The organism is Pseudotabrizicola sp. 4114 (assembly GCF_031457365.1).
Classification (GTDB): Bacteria; Pseudomonadota; Alphaproteobacteria; order Rhodobacterales; family Rhodobacteraceae; genus Pseudotabrizicola.
Genome location: NZ_JAVDWP010000007.1, coordinates 120,339 through 135,529, shown reverse-complemented (window position 1 = coordinate 135,529; position 15,191 = coordinate 120,339). Strand labels below are relative to the sequence as shown.

Annotated in this window: 13 protein-coding genes; 5 read left to right on the top strand and 8 right to left on the bottom strand. The window is 62.5% G+C overall.

The window, feature by feature from the left end:
• The first annotated feature begins 156 nt into the window (after positions 1–156).
• Positions 157–810: a helix-turn-helix domain-containing protein gene (locus tag J2X53_RS16350; RefSeq protein WP_349038559.1), complete on the top strand. Its 654-nt coding sequence runs from the start codon at positions 157–159 to the stop codon at positions 808–810.
• Entirely contained in the window at positions 807–2,858 is a 2,052-nt protein-coding gene (locus tag J2X53_RS16345) for a prolyl oligopeptidase family serine peptidase (protein ID WP_349038558.1), read from the top strand. The genes J2X53_RS16350 and J2X53_RS16345 overlap by 4 nt, the downstream gene beginning before the upstream one ends.
• Positions 2,859–2,955: 97 nt before the next feature.
• Here the strand turns inward: J2X53_RS16345 and J2X53_RS16340 are convergent, their stop codons facing one another.
• Together J2X53_RS16340 and J2X53_RS16335 are read right to left on the bottom strand one after the other, a co-directional pair.
• A complete protein-coding gene (locus tag J2X53_RS16340) occupies positions 2,956–3,990 on the bottom strand; it encodes a mercuric reductase (RefSeq protein WP_349038557.1) in 1,035 nt (344 codons plus the stop codon).
• 588 nt (positions 3,991–4,578) lie between these two features.
• Positions 4,579–5,538 carry an AraC family transcriptional regulator gene (locus J2X53_RS16335; RefSeq protein ID WP_349038556.1) on the bottom strand — a complete coding sequence of 320 codons (960 nt, stop codon included), beginning with the start codon at positions 5,536–5,538 and terminating at the stop codon, positions 4,579–4,581.
• A 47-nt stretch (positions 5,539–5,585) separates the two neighbouring features.
• On the opposite strand from J2X53_RS16335, the gene J2X53_RS16330 reads away from it, so the two are divergent.
• Both J2X53_RS16330 and J2X53_RS16325 read left to right on the top strand, forming a co-directional pair.
• Positions 5,586–6,344, top strand: coding sequence for an SDR family oxidoreductase (locus tag J2X53_RS16330; RefSeq protein ID WP_349038555.1), 759 nt, complete (start codon positions 5,586–5,588; stop codon positions 6,342–6,344).
• Between the two features lie 56 nt (positions 6,345–6,400).
• Positions 6,401–7,357 carry a dienelactone hydrolase gene (locus J2X53_RS16325; protein WP_349038554.1) on the top strand — a complete coding sequence of 319 codons (957 nt, stop codon included), beginning with the start codon at positions 6,401–6,403 and terminating at the stop codon, positions 7,355–7,357.
• A 39-nt stretch (positions 7,358–7,396) separates the two neighbouring features.
• Here J2X53_RS16325 and J2X53_RS16320 read toward each other — a convergent pair whose 3' ends face one another.
• The 3 genes from J2X53_RS16320 to J2X53_RS16310 all read right to left on the bottom strand — a co-directional run bounded on the left by J2X53_RS16320 (position 7,397) and on the right by J2X53_RS16310 (position 10,545).
• Complete coding sequence (locus J2X53_RS16320) at positions 7,397–9,175, bottom strand: monovalent cation:proton antiporter-2 (CPA2) family protein (RefSeq protein WP_349038553.1); 1,779 nt, start codon at positions 9,173–9,175, stop codon at positions 7,397–7,399.
• A gap of 278 nt (positions 9,176–9,453) precedes the next feature.
• Positions 9,454–10,389, bottom strand: a complete 936-nt coding sequence (locus tag J2X53_RS16315) for a pirin family protein (protein WP_349038552.1) — start codon at positions 10,387–10,389, stop codon at positions 9,454–9,456.
• A 27-nt stretch (positions 10,390–10,416) separates the two neighbouring features.
• Positions 10,417–10,545, bottom strand: a complete 129-nt coding sequence (locus J2X53_RS16310; protein WP_349038592.1) for a hypothetical protein — start codon at positions 10,543–10,545, stop codon at positions 10,417–10,419.
• Between the two features lie 462 nt (positions 10,546–11,007).
• Between J2X53_RS16310 and J2X53_RS16305 the strand changes: the two genes are divergently transcribed.
• Positions 11,008–11,958: an AraC family transcriptional regulator gene (locus J2X53_RS16305; RefSeq protein ID WP_349038551.1), complete on the top strand. Its 951-nt coding sequence runs from the start codon at positions 11,008–11,010 to the stop codon at positions 11,956–11,958.
• 142 nt (positions 11,959–12,100) lie between these two features.
• On the opposite strand, the gene J2X53_RS16300 is transcribed toward J2X53_RS16305, so the two are convergent.
• The 3 genes from J2X53_RS16300 to J2X53_RS16290 all read right to left on the bottom strand — a co-directional run bounded on the left by J2X53_RS16300 (position 12,101) and on the right by J2X53_RS16290 (position 15,152).
• Positions 12,101–12,937 carry a TetR-like C-terminal domain-containing protein gene (locus J2X53_RS16300; protein ID WP_349038550.1) on the bottom strand — a complete coding sequence of 279 codons (837 nt, stop codon included), beginning with the start codon at positions 12,935–12,937 and terminating at the stop codon, positions 12,101–12,103.
• A 133-nt stretch (positions 12,938–13,070) separates the two neighbouring features.
• On the bottom strand, positions 13,071–14,006 hold the full coding sequence (locus J2X53_RS16295) for a LysR family transcriptional regulator (protein WP_349038549.1): 936 nt from the start codon (positions 14,004–14,006) through the stop codon (positions 13,071–13,073).
• Positions 14,007–14,081: 75 nt separating this feature from the next.
• Positions 14,082–15,152, bottom strand: coding sequence for a serine hydrolase (locus J2X53_RS16290; protein WP_349038548.1), 1,071 nt, complete (start codon positions 15,150–15,152; stop codon positions 14,082–14,084).
• Between the last annotated feature and the right edge of the window lie 39 nt (positions 15,153–15,191).

Below are 15,191 nucleotides of genomic sequence, written 5' to 3'. Positions count from 1 at the left end.
TGCCCTGCAACAGATGCCTTCTGGATCTGCATCGCTCTTTGAGAGCGATACCCGCTGTCCGGCCAGCGCGCCCTGATCGTAAATCCGGGTCCGTCATTGACTTGTCTGTCACTTAGTGCCATCTACCAAAATGACACTAAGTGACAGGAGCAGATCATGGACCGCCAGAAGCTGGATCAGAACCGTCTTGCCGTGGCACGCCATGCGGCGGACCTGTTCTGGCAAAACGGAGTCGAGAAGACCAGTGGCGATGCCATTGCTGCGGCGGCGGGGCTGTCCAAACGGACGGTGTGGCGGTACTTCCGGTCAAAGGAAGCCTGTATCGAGCCGCTCTTCCGCATCACGGGGCTGCGCTTCATCGAACTTCTGCAGAACTGGCCCGATCATCAGTCGATCGAGACCTATCTGCATGACAGCCTTGGCAGCATGCTGAAGTCGGATCAGGACATCCGCGATGGCATCGCCGTGGCACGTCTGATCTCCCGCATCACGTCCGAGCCGGCGATCCGCTCGGCGTATCTGATGGCCAGTGCCGAAGCCGAGGATGATCTGGTTCCGATCCTTGCCCGACGCTCAGGGCGCCGTTGCGATGACATTGATGTGCGCGTGTGCGCGGCTTCTGCGATGGCCGCCGTTCGTGTCATCGACGCGGACATCTCCATTGCCACCTTTTCCCAAGGACGCGTCTTCACCCATGCCGAGGTGTGCAGCCGGTTGGCTGCGGCCATCCGAAGCGTCGCCAGCCTGCCGGTCTGCGATCCGGTCAGCTCCTCAGATGACGCGTCTTCACACAGGAGAAATCCAGAATGATCTATCCGGAAACCCGCCGCACCGACATTGTCGAGACGTATTTCGGCACCGATGTCGCCGATCCCTATCGCTGGCTTGAAGGGGACGCCCGCACCCATCCCGAGGTCGCCGACTGGGTACGCGCACAGGACAAGCTGGCACGGTCTCATCTGGCCAGCCTGCCCGGACGCGACCAGTTCCGACAGCGACTGGCCCGGCTTTCTGATCATGCGCAACTGACCGCGCCGGTAAAGCGAGGGCAGCGCTATTTCTTCACCCGCAACCCGGGACTGCAGGATCAGGCAGTTCTTGTCATGCGCAGTGGCCTTGATGGCCCGGATCGCATCGTGATTGATCCCAATACCTGGTCGGAAGATGGATCATCTGCTCTGGCGGAATGGGCCGTCAGCATCAATGGCCGCCACGTGGCCCATGCCGTGCAGGAAAAGGGGTCGGACTGGCGCACCATCAGGGTGCTGGACATTGACACCGGAACGATCCTGCCTGACGAAATTCTCTGGGCGCGGTTCACCGGCATTGCCTGGGCACATGACGGATCGGGGTTCTTCTATTGCCGATTTCCTGAACCGCCGACAGAGACTGCGTTCGACGCGCCAGCAATCGAGCATTCGGTCTGGTTTCATACCCTTGGCACACCGCAGGCCGAAGACCGGCTGGTTCATGCGACCCCGGACGGGCAGGTCATGCTCCACGCGGTCAGCGTCACGCCGGACGGGTGCTATGCGGTGATTTCCTCTATGCCGGGCGTCGGCAGCAATGCGCTGTCAATTGTTGATCTGCAAGATCGCGACTGGCCGCTGCGGCCCTTTATCGACAACTTTGATCACAGCTGGTCGGTCGCGGGCAATCAGGGCAGCAGGTTTTTCCTTGTGACGGACAAGGGAGCCGAGCTTGGCAGGGTCGTACAGATTGATCTGGCTGATCCTCAGTTGCGGGTCATTGATCTGGTCCGGCAGCGCGAGGATGCAACACTGAACGATGCTATGCTTCTGGGCGGGCGGCTTGTGGTCAGCTATCAGATCGACGCAAGGTTCGAGATCTGTCGCTATCACCCCGACGGCACGCCCGATGGTCTGATCGAGCTGCCGGGCATCGGCAGCGCAGGCGGCTTCAAAGGCCATCCCGGCGACCCGGAGGTCTTTTACGTCTTCACCTCGCATAATGCGCCCACCACGATCTGCCGCTATGACATGGGCGACCGGAGCCAGACGATCTGGGCCAGACCTGATGTGGCCATTGATCTGGATCAGATCGCCGTCGAACAGCGCTTCTGTCGGTCTGCGGACGGCACCCGCGTGCCGATGTTCGTCGTCCGCCGGGCGGGTGTCAGCGGTCCGGTGCCCACCATCCTTTACGGCTATGGTGGCTTTGGCATCAGCATGGTCCCCTATTTCTCGCCCGCCGTGCTGGCCTGGGTCGAGGCGGGCGGTGCCTATGTCGTGGCGAACCTGCGTGGCGGCGGGGAATACGGCAAAGCCTGGCATGACGCCGGACGGCTGGCCAACAAGCAGAACGTCTTTGACGACTTCATCGCGGCGGCGGAATACCTGAAGGCTGAAGGCATCGCCCTGCCGGACGGACTTGCGGTTCAGGGCGAATCGAATGGCGGCCTGCTGGTCGCAGCCGTGGTCAATCAGCGCCCGGACCTGTTCGCCGCCGCTCTGCCAGGCGTGGGGGTCATGGACATGCTGCGCTTTGCGCGCTTTACGAACGGGCAGTTCTGGACGAGCGATTTTGGCGATCCGACCCAGGAGACCGACTTTCGCAACCTGTTGTCCTATTCCCCCTATCATACAATCCGTCCGGGAGCGCGCTATCCGGCCATTCTGGTCTCGACGGCGGACACGGATGATCGCGTCGTGCCGGCCCACAGTTTCAAATACACGGCGGCCCTGCAGAATGCCGATCTGGGGGATCGTCCCCGGATCCTGCGCGTCGAGATGCGGGCCGGACATGGTGGTGGAAAGCCGGTCGGACAGGCGCTGGACGAAATCGCCGATCTGTGGGCCTTTGCGGCGCGGTGGACGGGTCTGGACATGGCAAAGTAGTACAGTGCCGGGTCATAGTGACTGAGAAAAGCCTGACGCGCGGATAAAGCGCCCGCCTGCGGCAAGATGGCGGTCGAAGGCTTCCCGGCTCCGCCGATCATCCGGCGGGGCCGAGATCCCCCAGAATGGTGGGGATCAGCTCGGACAGTGTCGGGTGGACCGGCATGGCGCGTCGGTAGGCTTCGGCCGTGACGCCCGCGTTCATCATGTTGATGATGCCATGTATGGCCTCGTCCCCATCTTTGCCAAGGATTGCCGCCCCCAGGATCAGGTCGGAGCCTTCCTCGACAATCACTTTCATCAGCCCGTGCGTCTCACCCTTTTCCACCGCACGGCCCACCCGCGTCATCTGCCGAAGGCCGACGCGGAAAGGCTTTCCGGCCTTTCGTGCATCCGCTTCCGTCATGCCGACGCGACCGAGCGGTGGGTCGATATAAAGCGCATAGGCGGGCACGCGGTCGGCAAGGCTGCGCGAACCACCGTCCAGCAGATTTCCAGCGACGATCTCGAAATCGTTGAAGGCAGTGTGCGTAAAGGCCCCGCGCCCGTTGCAGTCGCCGAGCGCGTAGATGCCGGGCACATTGGTCTGCAAGGTGTCGTCCACCGCAATCACTCCGCGCGCATCCACCGCGATGCCCGCACGGTCGAGGCCGAGATCATCGGTGTTGGGCCGCCGTCCCATGGCAAGAAGCACATGCGAGCCCACCACCTCCGGCGCGCCGGTCTGGCACGAGACACCGACAGCAATGTCGGCCCCCCGCGCCTCAAACCGGATGCAATCCGCCCCAAGCCGGAACGCGACGCCCTCTTGTTCAAGGATGGTTCGGATCGCGTCGCGGATGTCCGGATCCTCATGGCCGAGGAGTTGGGGACCATGTTCCACAACCGTCACGGCGCTGCCAAAGCGGCGGAACATCTGCGCGAATTCCAGCCCGATGTAACCGCCGCCGACAATCACCAGATGCCGTGGCAGATCCTGCAGGTCCAGAATCGAGCTGTTGGTCAGAAACGGAACGCCCTGAACACCCGGCAGATCAGGAACGACCGCCCGCCCGCCGACATTCAGAAAGATCAGGTCTGACGGGAGGGTTTCTTCGCCGACCCCGATCTCGTACGGCGCAACAAAGCGCATAGCCGCGAAAAAGGGTGCAGCGCGCCATGCCCGCAACCCAGTCTTCAAGACCCTTGCGGGACGCCGTGGAAACCGCTCGCTGCCGGGCCTGCACAGCCGCAAAATCCACCCGCACATCGCCGCCGATATTGACCCCGTACTCCGCAGCCCGGCGTGCGACAAAGGCGGTCCGGGCGCTTGCCACCATCGTCTTGGTGGGCGTGCATCCGGTATTGACGCAGGTTCCCCCAAGAAGATGCCGCTCGATCAGCGCAACCTTCATACCCGCCTCGCTGAGACGGGCGGCCAGCGGCGGTCCGGCCTGTCCCGCTCCCACGATGATGGCATCAAAAGCGCTTGTCATTCAGGCAACCGCGACGGTCAAGAAGCCGGGTTGCGGGTGTGGGCCGAAGGGGCCGCCGCGGCAATGAGGCGGTGCAGTCATCGGTTGGGATCTGTCGCAAGCGCAAAGCTGCATGGGTGCTGCCCCCAGGATTGATTCAACCTTTAGCTTATCGTCAGCTTAGCGCATTTGGTGTTCAGGAGAAAGGCGTTGGCGACACGGTTGGTCCGAAGCCTGAGTCTCGAAGGGACTTCGGGATGCCTGCCCTAGCCTTTGTGGCGGGCTGCGAAGGCGCCGGGTGACAGCCCTTCATGCCGGACGAAGGCAATCCCGAACGCGCTGGCAGAGCCGTAGCCGACTTTCAAGGCGATCTCTGCATTTGTGTACCCGCCCTGCTGCAGTAGGGACTTCGCGACCGCCATCCGCCAGTCGGTCAGATATTCCATCGGCGCGCGACCGATCTCCTTTCGAAACTTCTCGAAAAAGCCGGAGCGGGACAGCCCCGCCTCTTTCGCCAGTCCGGTCATGGAGACGCCGCCGCCGGCATCCGCGTGGATGAGCCGCAACGCGGTGGCCAACTTCGGGTCCGACAAGCCCCGCAGCAGGCTGGGTGGCATGTCGATGGTCGGGCCCGACCGCAGCGCCTCAATCAGCAGAACTTCCAGCAGCCGCTCCAGGATGAGCCCGCGCCCCGGTCGTGTGGCGCGAGTCTCCTCGTGGATCACCGGCACCAAGGCCATCAGGCGGTCGTGACCGGAGACATGGATCATCTCGGGCAGCAGCGACACCAGCAGGTCCCGCGCCGGCGCGTCAAAGCGGCAATGCCCGACCAGCGCGCGCATGGTAATCGACGCGTCCGCCGGCCCAAGTCGGAACCGGCCCGGCCCGGTCTCCAGCGGCAGGCGCGGCACATGCGGGGGCGGCGGCACCGCGCTGGTCATCGTGAAGCCCAGCAGATCGGGGATCAGGACGAAATCGCCGGCCGACAACATCACCGGCTCGCGCGCCGTCACCTGCAGCCGACAGCTCCCCTCGACAATCGCGCAATAGAACGGGCTGGCCATGTCATGCCGGGTGACCTGCCATGTGCCGCCCGCCTCGACCAGCTTCGAGATCGATACCGTGGGCTTCAGCAGCGTGACGACACTGGAAAGGGGATCGGAGAGGGTGTCGCGCATGAATTTGGACACATGATGAATGATTGTGGACTTCAGATAATAGTTCATCCGGTTCCGCATGTCTATCTCCCGTGCATCGAAACAGGAGAACTGACATGCCTCGCATCCTTATTACCGGCGCTTCTTCGGGATTTGGCCGTGCCATCGCCATACATTTCCTTGACCAGGGCTGGGAGGTCGTCGCCACGATGCGCACGCTTTCCGCCGGGGATCTGCCGGTCTCGGACCACCTCAAGGTGCTGCCCCTCGACGTTACAAATGCCAACAGCATCCTGACCGCCATCGAACAGGCCGGGCCACTCGACGCGCTGGTGAACAATGCCGGCGTCGGCATGCTCAACGTTCTCGAGGGCGCCGAGATTGATTGCGCCCGCGAGCTGTTCGAAACAAATGTTCTGGGCGCCATGGCGGTAACCCGGGCGGTGATGCCTGGCATGCGTGCGCGTCGGGGCGGCGTGATCGTCAACATCAGTTCCAGCGTGACCCTGCGCCCGCTGCCTGCCCTGTCGATCTACAGCGCCAGCAAGGCCGCTCTGAATGCCTTCTCTGAAAGTTTTGCGCTTGAAGCTGCCGAGTTCGGCGTCCGTGTCCGATTGATCCTGCCCGGCAGCGCGCCAGAGACGGCCTTCGGAAAGAACGCCATTGCCCGGATGGGCATGGACGTGCCGGAAGCCTACGGTCCCTTTTTGCAGGCCTCTTTCCAGAGTCTCCGGTCTGCCACCGAGAAGACTCAGGCCAGCGATGTCGCCCAAGCCGTCTGGCGTGCCGTCACCGACGAGACCGCGCCGATGAAGCTGCCAGCCGGTGCGGATGCCCGGACATGGTTCTACGAAGAAGGCCTCTCTGCGGCCTGACCCTTGCGGCGCGACAGGCCCGTCGCGCCCTTTCCCTTCTTTACAAAGGCAATCCGATGAACCGATTGATCACTCTGTCCCGCACCCTGCCAACGCCGGAGCCAAGCCTCACTGTGGCCTATACGCCGATCCGCCTGGAGATGCCCGACCGTCAATCACTGGAACTGCGCCTGACCGCGCCCGCAACTGGGGGCGCGCTGCCGATCGTGATCTTGTCGCACGGCTTCGGCCCGTCGAAGTACATTCCGTCAAAAGACGGCTACGCGCCGCTCGCCCAGTTCTGGGCCGAACGGGGATTTGCGATCATCCAACCGACGCACGCCAGTTCACGCATTGGCGGGCTGGACCCTGACCTGCCCGAAGGTCCCTTCTTCTGGCGCGAGCGGGTGGCCGAGATGCGCACTATTCTCGACCATCTCGCCGAGATCGAAGCGCAGGCGCCTGCCGTCGTCGGGCGGCTTGACCACGGCAGGATTGCAGTGGCGGGCCACTCCTTTGGCGGCCAGACCTGCAGCCTTCTCCTCGGCGCCTGTCTGCGAGGTGAGGATTTCTCCGATCCGCGCATCAGGGCCGGTATCCTGCTTGCAGCCCCGGGCCGTGGCGGCGTGGACCTGACGCCCGACAGTGCCGCGCGCTTTCCCTTCTTCGACGTGGATTTCAGCTCAATCAAGGTGCCGACCCTCGTGGTCTGCGGTGCCGAGGACACTCCCCATTTCACACCCCGGGGCCCTGGGTGGCACGCGGACGCCTTCCATGACGCACCCGGCGCCGATGCGTTGCTGACCATCAAGGGCGTGGGCCACGGGCTTGGCGGGATCTCGGGGCTGGATGCCAAGGAAACCGAGGTGGAAGATCCGGATGCGCTGGAAGCGACCCGGCGGCTGACGCTCGCCTGGCTCAACAAGACCTTTGGCCTCAGGACTGAAGACTGGCCGCTAAGCCAGGTGGCTCTTGTGGAAAGCCCGGCGGCTATCGCAACGGCTATCGCGACGGTGGTCGAGAAAACCCCCTGACAGTTTGACTGCTCCTTGCGCCAAGGATGGTCATTGTTGTCACGACGCATTCTTCGCCAGTTGTGGAACGGGTGTCAGAGGTTCGGGCACTGGCGCGGTCAGGATCTTGTCGTGCCCGGACATGATATCGCCCAGCACCTGTTCGGCCAGGCGCTGCGTATCGCGGCGGCGGGTATCCTCCAGGGCCTCGGTCACGGCGGCCTCATCCCAGCCCAGCCGGCGCAGCCCTTCTGCCCCCATCAGCAGGGCGGATTCAACCGTCTCGCGGACTTCATAGTCGACGCCTGCCCGGATCAGCGCCATCGAATGGCCCCGGTCATAGCTGCGCGCCAGCACTGCGGCATTCGGAAATTCGTGCCGGACCTGTTCGACAATGCTGCTGACGGCCCGGCGATCATCGACACAGATCAGGATCACCTGCGCCTGCGCAGCCCCTGACGTGCGCAGAATGTCGAGCCGTGTGCCGTCGCCGAAAAACACCTTGTAGCCAAAGCGCGCGGCCTCGCGGATACGGTCTGGGTTGTTGTCGATCACCGAAACCTGCGCACCTCGCGCCAGAAGCATCTGCAGGGCGATCTGGCCAAAACGCCCGAAGCCGATCAAAAGGGCCTGCCCGCGCAGCCCGTTTGCCGGCTCCACCCCATCCAGTCCGGCACCAGGATCACGCAACAGCCTGTCGGCCGCAATCATGATCAGCGGGGTGACTGCCATAGACAAGATCACGACTGTCGAGAAGATCGCGTTTTCGCGCGCGTCGATGACGCCGCCGGCGACAGCGGCCGTATAGAGGACGAAGGCAAACTCGCCCCCTTGTGCAAACATGACGGCGCGGCGCAGCGCGGCCAGATTGACCGCGCCAAAGGCCCGCGCCGTGGCGTAGATGGCAACAGCCTTGACCAGCACATAGACCAGCAGCATCGCCAGCAGCAGTGGCCATTCTGCGGCCACGACGGCAAGGTTCAGCGACATGCCGACAGCCAGAAAGAACAGCCCCATCAACAGGCCCTTGAATGGCTCGATGTCGCTTTCAATCTGATGGCGATAGCTGGAGCCAGAGAGCAGGACGCCGGCCACAAATGCCCCCATTGCCATCGACAGGCCCACGGCTTCCATCAGGAGTGCGGATCCCAGCACGACCAGAAGTGCCCCGGCACTCAGCACCTCGCGCGCCCGGGCGCGCGCCAGCAGCGCAAAGAACGGTCCGAGCAGCCAGCGCCCGGCCACAAGCAGCAGCGCCAGCCCGGCCAGCGCCAGTGCCGCCGATTGCAGCCCGCCCTCGCCCTGTCCGAGCGGCGACAGAAAGGCCACCACCGCCAGCAGGGGCACGATCAACAGATCTTCGAACAGCAGGATCGAGACCGATTTCTGCCCCTCCGGGCTGGCGATCTCGCCGCGTTCCTGCAAGCTGGACATGATCACAGCCGTTGAAGACAGCACGAAGCCTGCGCCCGCGATGAAGGCTGTGACCGGCGGTAATGCGAACACCATCACGCCCGCAAGCGACAGCAAGGCAATCGCAAGGCTCACCTGCACCAATCCAAGGCCGAATATCTGCCCCCGCAGCGCCCAGAGTTTCTGCGGGCGCAATTCCAGCCCGATGACGAACAGAAACATCACCACGCCGAGTTCCGCGAAATGCAGGATCGTATCGGGGTCGGTGAACACCCCCAGCACCGAGGGCCCGACCAGCGCCCCGGCCCCGAAATACCCAAGCACCGACCCCAGCCCCAGACGCCGGAACAACGGCACGGCGATCACCGCCGCTCCCAACAGCACGACCACGGGGCCAATCGTCGGGCCCAATCCCTCTACGGCCATCTGTTCTTTCCTTTCGACAGGCAACGCCGGTGCGCGCCCGCGCCCGACGTTGATACAACTTTGATGCCAGCAGCCGGACGTCTGCGTTTGCTGGCGATGGATGCTCAGGTCCGGACGCTTCAATCCGGCGTCGATGGCAGCGTAACTCACAGACCGGCAGCAGGGCCAGCCTTCGCGGCCTCGTTGCCATCATTTGAAGCACCGTCTTGCCGCTCGACCGGCACATCGGCCTGTGGGGGAGCAGGCCTTTCCGGTTCCGCACCGGGACGCCACGCCCGTCAATCCGGCAAAGGGATATGCTCGTCGCGGTCATCGGCCGGAAGATCGAAACGTCCCTCACCCCAGTTCGCGGCGCGCCATTCCGCCTTGGCGTGTTCGATGCGCTCTTTTGACGACGCGACGAAGTTCCACCAGATATAGCGGGGGCCGGAAAAGGTGGCACCGCCAAGGATCATGAGCCGCGCGCCGCGGTCGCCAGCGGCGACCGTGATCTTGTCGCCCGGTCGGAAGACCATCATCCGCCCCGCATCGAACGCCTGCCCCGCGACCGAGATTGACCCTTCGACGATGTAGATGCCCCGGTCTTCGTGATCGTCGGGCATTGGGAACCGGCTTCCCGGTTCCAGCGTCACATCGGCGTAAAAGGTTTCCGAAAACATTGTCGCGGGTGCCGTCTTGCCATAGGCGCTGCCAAGAATCAGGCGAACGGAAACGCCGCGCTCCTCGATCATCGGCAGCGCCTCCTTGCCATGATGCTCGAAACTGGGTGCCGCATCTTCATGCGTATCAGGCAGAGCCAGCCATGTCTGGATCCCGAACAGGCCGTTCGGACCGCTGCGGGCCGCCGCAGAGGTGCGTTCCGAATGGGTCACGCCACGCCCGGCGACCATCCAGTTCAGAGCGCCGGGGCTGATGACCTGATCGGCACCGGTGCTGTCACGGTGATGGAAGTCGCCGCGATACAGGTAAGTGACGGTGCCAAGGCCGATATGCGGATGCGGGCGGACATCAATGCCCTGACCGGTCAGGAGTTCGGCAGGCCCGGCCTGATCAAAGAAGATGAACGGCCCGACCATCTGCCGCTTGGGGGCGGGCAGGGCGCGCCGGACCTCGAAACCGCCCAGATCCCGTGACCGTGGAACGATAAGGGTTTCGATTGCGTCTATGCCGACATCATCGGGACAGCCCGGTTCGGTTGCTGGGTTCCAACTCATGCTGGCATCCTTTCATCGGAGAGCGTTTCAGAATTGCGGATCAGCTGCATCCAGCGCCGCGCAGACATCGTCGCCGACATCCGCATGAACCCGCTGGAAAGACCGAATCTGCCGTTCGGTGATACCGGCAGGAACGCCGCAGATTGCTGCCGCGATGATGGCAAACAGGCGGTCCCTCTGCGCGTCGTCGACCAGCAGGAACAGCGCGCGCGGTCGTGGTGAGCCGTGGTGTCGGCGTGTCGTTGGGCGGCATAGTCAATCCTGTCTGTTCGATCCATGCCATTTCAGGCTTGTGCCCGGTGCCGTCTCGCGATCGCGCGCGCACGCTGCCGGTGAAGCACAGAGCTGCGCGGTGTTGAGAAATCTAGCGAAGGCATCGGTGTATGACGTCGCCAGGTCTGCTGCAAAGATGCCGATCTTGCTGTTTGTTGTTGAACAGTCTCGCCGTCAGTGCAGGGCGGATCACCGCTCTCCGCTCGGCACCGCCTTTTTCTGTCGTCGGTACTCTTGCGTTCCATCCATTGTTTCTGCATTATGGATGGAACGGTATCGTTCCGATCATGCCGTGTGATGAAGCCCGATCGAGAGGACGTGAAGCGACCTCACAGGAGACACGACATGGAACGGCTTGCCTTTTCGTCTTCCTCCCAATGGTACCGTGAAGGCCAACAGGCGTCTTTCGTGCGGGCAAGGAAGTCGTCGGGCGGAGTGCTTGATCTGGTCGAGGTGGCGCGACCTGCCGGTGACATGTCCCGCCCGGCCCTGCCAGACATCGTTCTGGTCGAGGACATGCTTGGCTGCAGACGGGTCCGGGGAGATCTGGGCGGCGGCCGCTTTGATCTGACGACGAGAAAAGGCACGCTCGCCGTCGCGGCACCAAACTTTGCGACCACGGTCATCAACGACGAAAGCCATCAGCTCCGCAGCCTGGCGTTTCCGGTGGCACAGTGGCGCAGCGTGCTGGACGAGGCCGCCGACGGCCGGTTCCCGCTCGACAACTTTTGCATCTACGGTCGGGTGTTCAACTCGCCGACGGTCCGGTCCCTGCTGCGAAACCTTTGGGCTTTGGGTCACGAAGAGGGCGTGCCCTCGCGCCTGCTTGCGCGGGCGGCAGGGTGCGAAATCCTCGCCGAGCTGTGCCGGCTGGGCGGGACACCGTTTACATCGGCAAAGGGCGGTCTTGCCCCATGGGCAGAGCGGCGCTGCCTGGAATTGTTGCAGGCGCGGCTGTCGGAGGACATCAGCCTTGATGCACTGGCTGCCGAGGCGCGGCTGTCGCCGTTTCATTTCGCGCGCATGTTCAAGCAAAGCATCGGCGTGCCGCCACGGGTCTACCTCACGCGGTTGCGTGTGGAAAAAGCCTGTGACCTCCTTGAGCGGACGGACCTTCCGGTCACCCAGATTGCGCTTGAAGTGGGGTACTCGTCCAATCAGGTGCTTGCCCGGGTGTTCACCAGGCACATGCGGGTAACGCCGTCCGATTATCGTCGCGCGGTCCGGGATCCGGTGCGGTCTATCCCGTCGCAATGGCCGGCAGATCTTGCCCCAGCCACGGCGGCGCCTCGGTAACATCGGCACCAGACAACGCATGACCGGCCGAAAGCGTGTGGGCATCCTGCAAAACGGGCCGACGACGACGCGCTGGAGCGCAAGCTGCTGGCCGATCTCGGCGCGGCCATCGCGCCGGATAGTGACGTTGCACTGCGCGCCGTCAGCAGGCCTTTATCGCGGATTCGATCGTGAGGACCTGCTTGTTAAGTTCAGCGAGCGAAACATTTTTGCGCCGCACGATCATTCGCATGTAAAGGGACGATACAAGAAAATCGAGCGCAAGCTCTCTGTCGATGTCGGGATGAAGCTCGTTGCGGGCGATAGCACGATCCAGCATGCCGTTTCCGAGACGTCGACGCGCGGCAGCCAGGCTGTCCAGGATCGCTGATAGTTCTGGAGTTCTGGCGCGTTCAGCGACCGCATCCGGGATGATCCTGCGCATCAACGGATGCCGGAACACCACCCGCGTTGTTCGAAGAGCTGCCGCAAGTTCTTCCCGCAAGGAGCCCCGATCCTCAAAATCAGCCAGGCTCAGGCCAACAGCCTGTATGGCTTCGCACGCAAATGCCAGTTTAGACGGCCACCGCCGGTATATGGCCGCCTTGCCTGCACCCGCCCGTGCCGCGACACGCTCCAGACTTACTGCCGCATATCCGGTCTCTGCCCACTCCTCGAAAAAAGCCCTGAACAGCGCAGTGGTCAGCCCCGGCCGGAAGACCGCCGCCCCTGTCGGCTTTCGTCCTGTTCTTATGGCGTCGAGACTATTGTGTTTCATCCAGAAATTCTCCGCTATGGACCGAACGGTAGCGCTTCCACCCTCCTGTGAACAGGGGTCGAAAGGTCGGAGTCCAGCCGTGAGCGCGGTCGCCGCGCTGGCCAGAGGCTCGGTTCCCGATCCGATTGCGATCGCCTCGCCCATCGCATCCGTGGGGATGCGGATTGCCTTGTTCTTTCCCGAAACATGCGCGAGCGGGTTGGTCAGGCGATAGGTGCGCACATTGACCTTGGCCGATGGCAACCCTCGCCAGATTACACCCGGGCAACGATTTCAGGCTCCGACCGCGTTTGCAGAGACGATCCAATCCGTCGTTGCCATGTAGAGTGAACCCAATAGCAACCTGCCAACGGGGTCAAAAGCACCCGGCAATCTGATCCCGAAGCCATTTATTGGCCGGCATTGATTGATTTTCTGCAAGCCAGATCATGCTGGTTGACTGCTTCTGTTCAAGAAACGGTGGATCAAGCAAAACCAGGTCGTGGGATTTTTCAAAGAGCCTGGCTACACTTTCGGGCATGATGGCGATCAGGTCACTCCGGCCGACGATGGCCACAGCCGAGGAAAAATGCGGAACAAGCGCAACAACCCGTCGCTGCCGGCCCAGAGTATCCAGATGTTCGTCAATCCAGCCCCGACGGCTGGCCGAAGATGTGACCTTTACATGCCCAAGCTCCAGCATCTTCTCGAAGGTGAATTCAGATTGCGCTGCCGGATTGTTTGCCGAAATGATGCACACACGCCGTTCGGTGAACAGCGGCATTGACTGAAAGCGGGCAGGAATGGTGTCCGCCGTCATCACTGCAACGTCTATGGTGCCATCCTCAAGGTAGTCCTGCATCAGGGTCCGGTTGCTCCGGACCGGCTGAGTGACGGTGCGAGGCATATGCTGCACTTCGATAACACATCCGGGAGCCAGGACGCGGATACGCTCCAGCAGGCGCGGCATCAGGACGACCGAGAAATAGTCGTTCATCCCGATGCGGAACGTCATGGTCGACTGGATCGGATCAAAGCTCCGATGCGCCAGCATGACCGTTTCAGCTTCATCGACGATGCGTTTGACGCTGGGAAAGATATCGGAGCAGTGACGTGTCATCACCAATCCGCGCGCGTTGCGGATGAACAACTCATCTCCGGTCATCGCGCGCAGACGTTTCAGAGCATGGCTCATCGCAGGTTGAGACAGGCCGATGTAAGTCCCGGCCTGAGTCATGTTGCCTTTGACCGCCAGGGCGTACAGCACCTTCAGCAGGTTGAAGTCCAGGCCGCCGAGGGGGAAACGCTGCATGGGTCCTTTTACCTTGTCGCAGGCCCGCGAGGCAAGCCCGCTGGCTTGCCTGTGGGGCAATCTTGATGCGCCAGCTTACCGCCGCCGCGCTGCGATGAACTTGTCTGCCACCGCCAGAAACTGCTCCATCTTCACAGTCGCAGGCTCGTCTGTGAAGGTGCCGTTATTGCGGGCTATGGCCATCTCGTCTGAAATGGCGCGGCGATTCACGACCACCATGTCGAGCATGGGCAGCCCAAGGATGAACTGGCCGAAATGGCCCGCTGCGACAAATGCGCCCTGCCATTCCGGTGTCTCGGGCGTGACCACAGGTATCCACCACAGATAGCTGTAGCCCGCCACACGCTGTTTCCGGCTGCCATTCATGGCATGGGCGGGAACCCGGATCTGCGTGCTTTCTGCGACCCATTCGGCGGGCACGATCTGCCGGTCGCCCCATGTGCCACCGCGCGCCATCAGCAAACCGATCCGGGCCATGTCCCGCCCGGACAAAAACAGATGGTAGGCCAGATACCGCGACTGCCCATTATACCCAAGCATCCGCTGGCGGTTGCGGTCGAAATCCTGAAACCGCAGCGGCAGCGCCAGATCCTCTTCCAGCGCGGCAAAAACCGAACGCCCGGTCAACTTTTCAAATGCCGCCCCAAGGACGTTGAAATCCCAATTGTTGTAGTGAAAGTACTCACCCGGCGTCTTTGATCCCCGCGCGGGCACGTCTTTCATGTCACCGCCCGGGCTGCCGGCAGGATGGTAGACGCCAGAGCTGCTGATCAGCAGATCGCGCAATTTTGCAGACTTTTCGATGGGCAGCAGACCAACCTCTTCTTCAATGCCAAGATCCCCGATCGTGAGATCAAGGTCGATCCTGCCGTCGCAGACCGCATTTCCCATCAGCATCGACAGGATGCTCTTGCGGGTAGAGGCAAGATAGCTGACCTCTGAGACATCGCCGTAGGTGTAGAGCGTCTCTCCCCCGCTGACCGCAATGAAAGACGTGGTTGGCAGGGCCTCAAGTGTCGCATCCAGATCAGCGCGAAAGGCCGGGGTGATACCGTGTTGCTCAGGGTGCGCGACGGGCTGCCAGGTGTCTTTGGGGAATACGCGGCCATTGGTTTTTTCATCGGTTTTCTGACATGCAAATGACACGGTTCTTCCTTGTGCAAGATATGTTTGGTTAACAGGGGG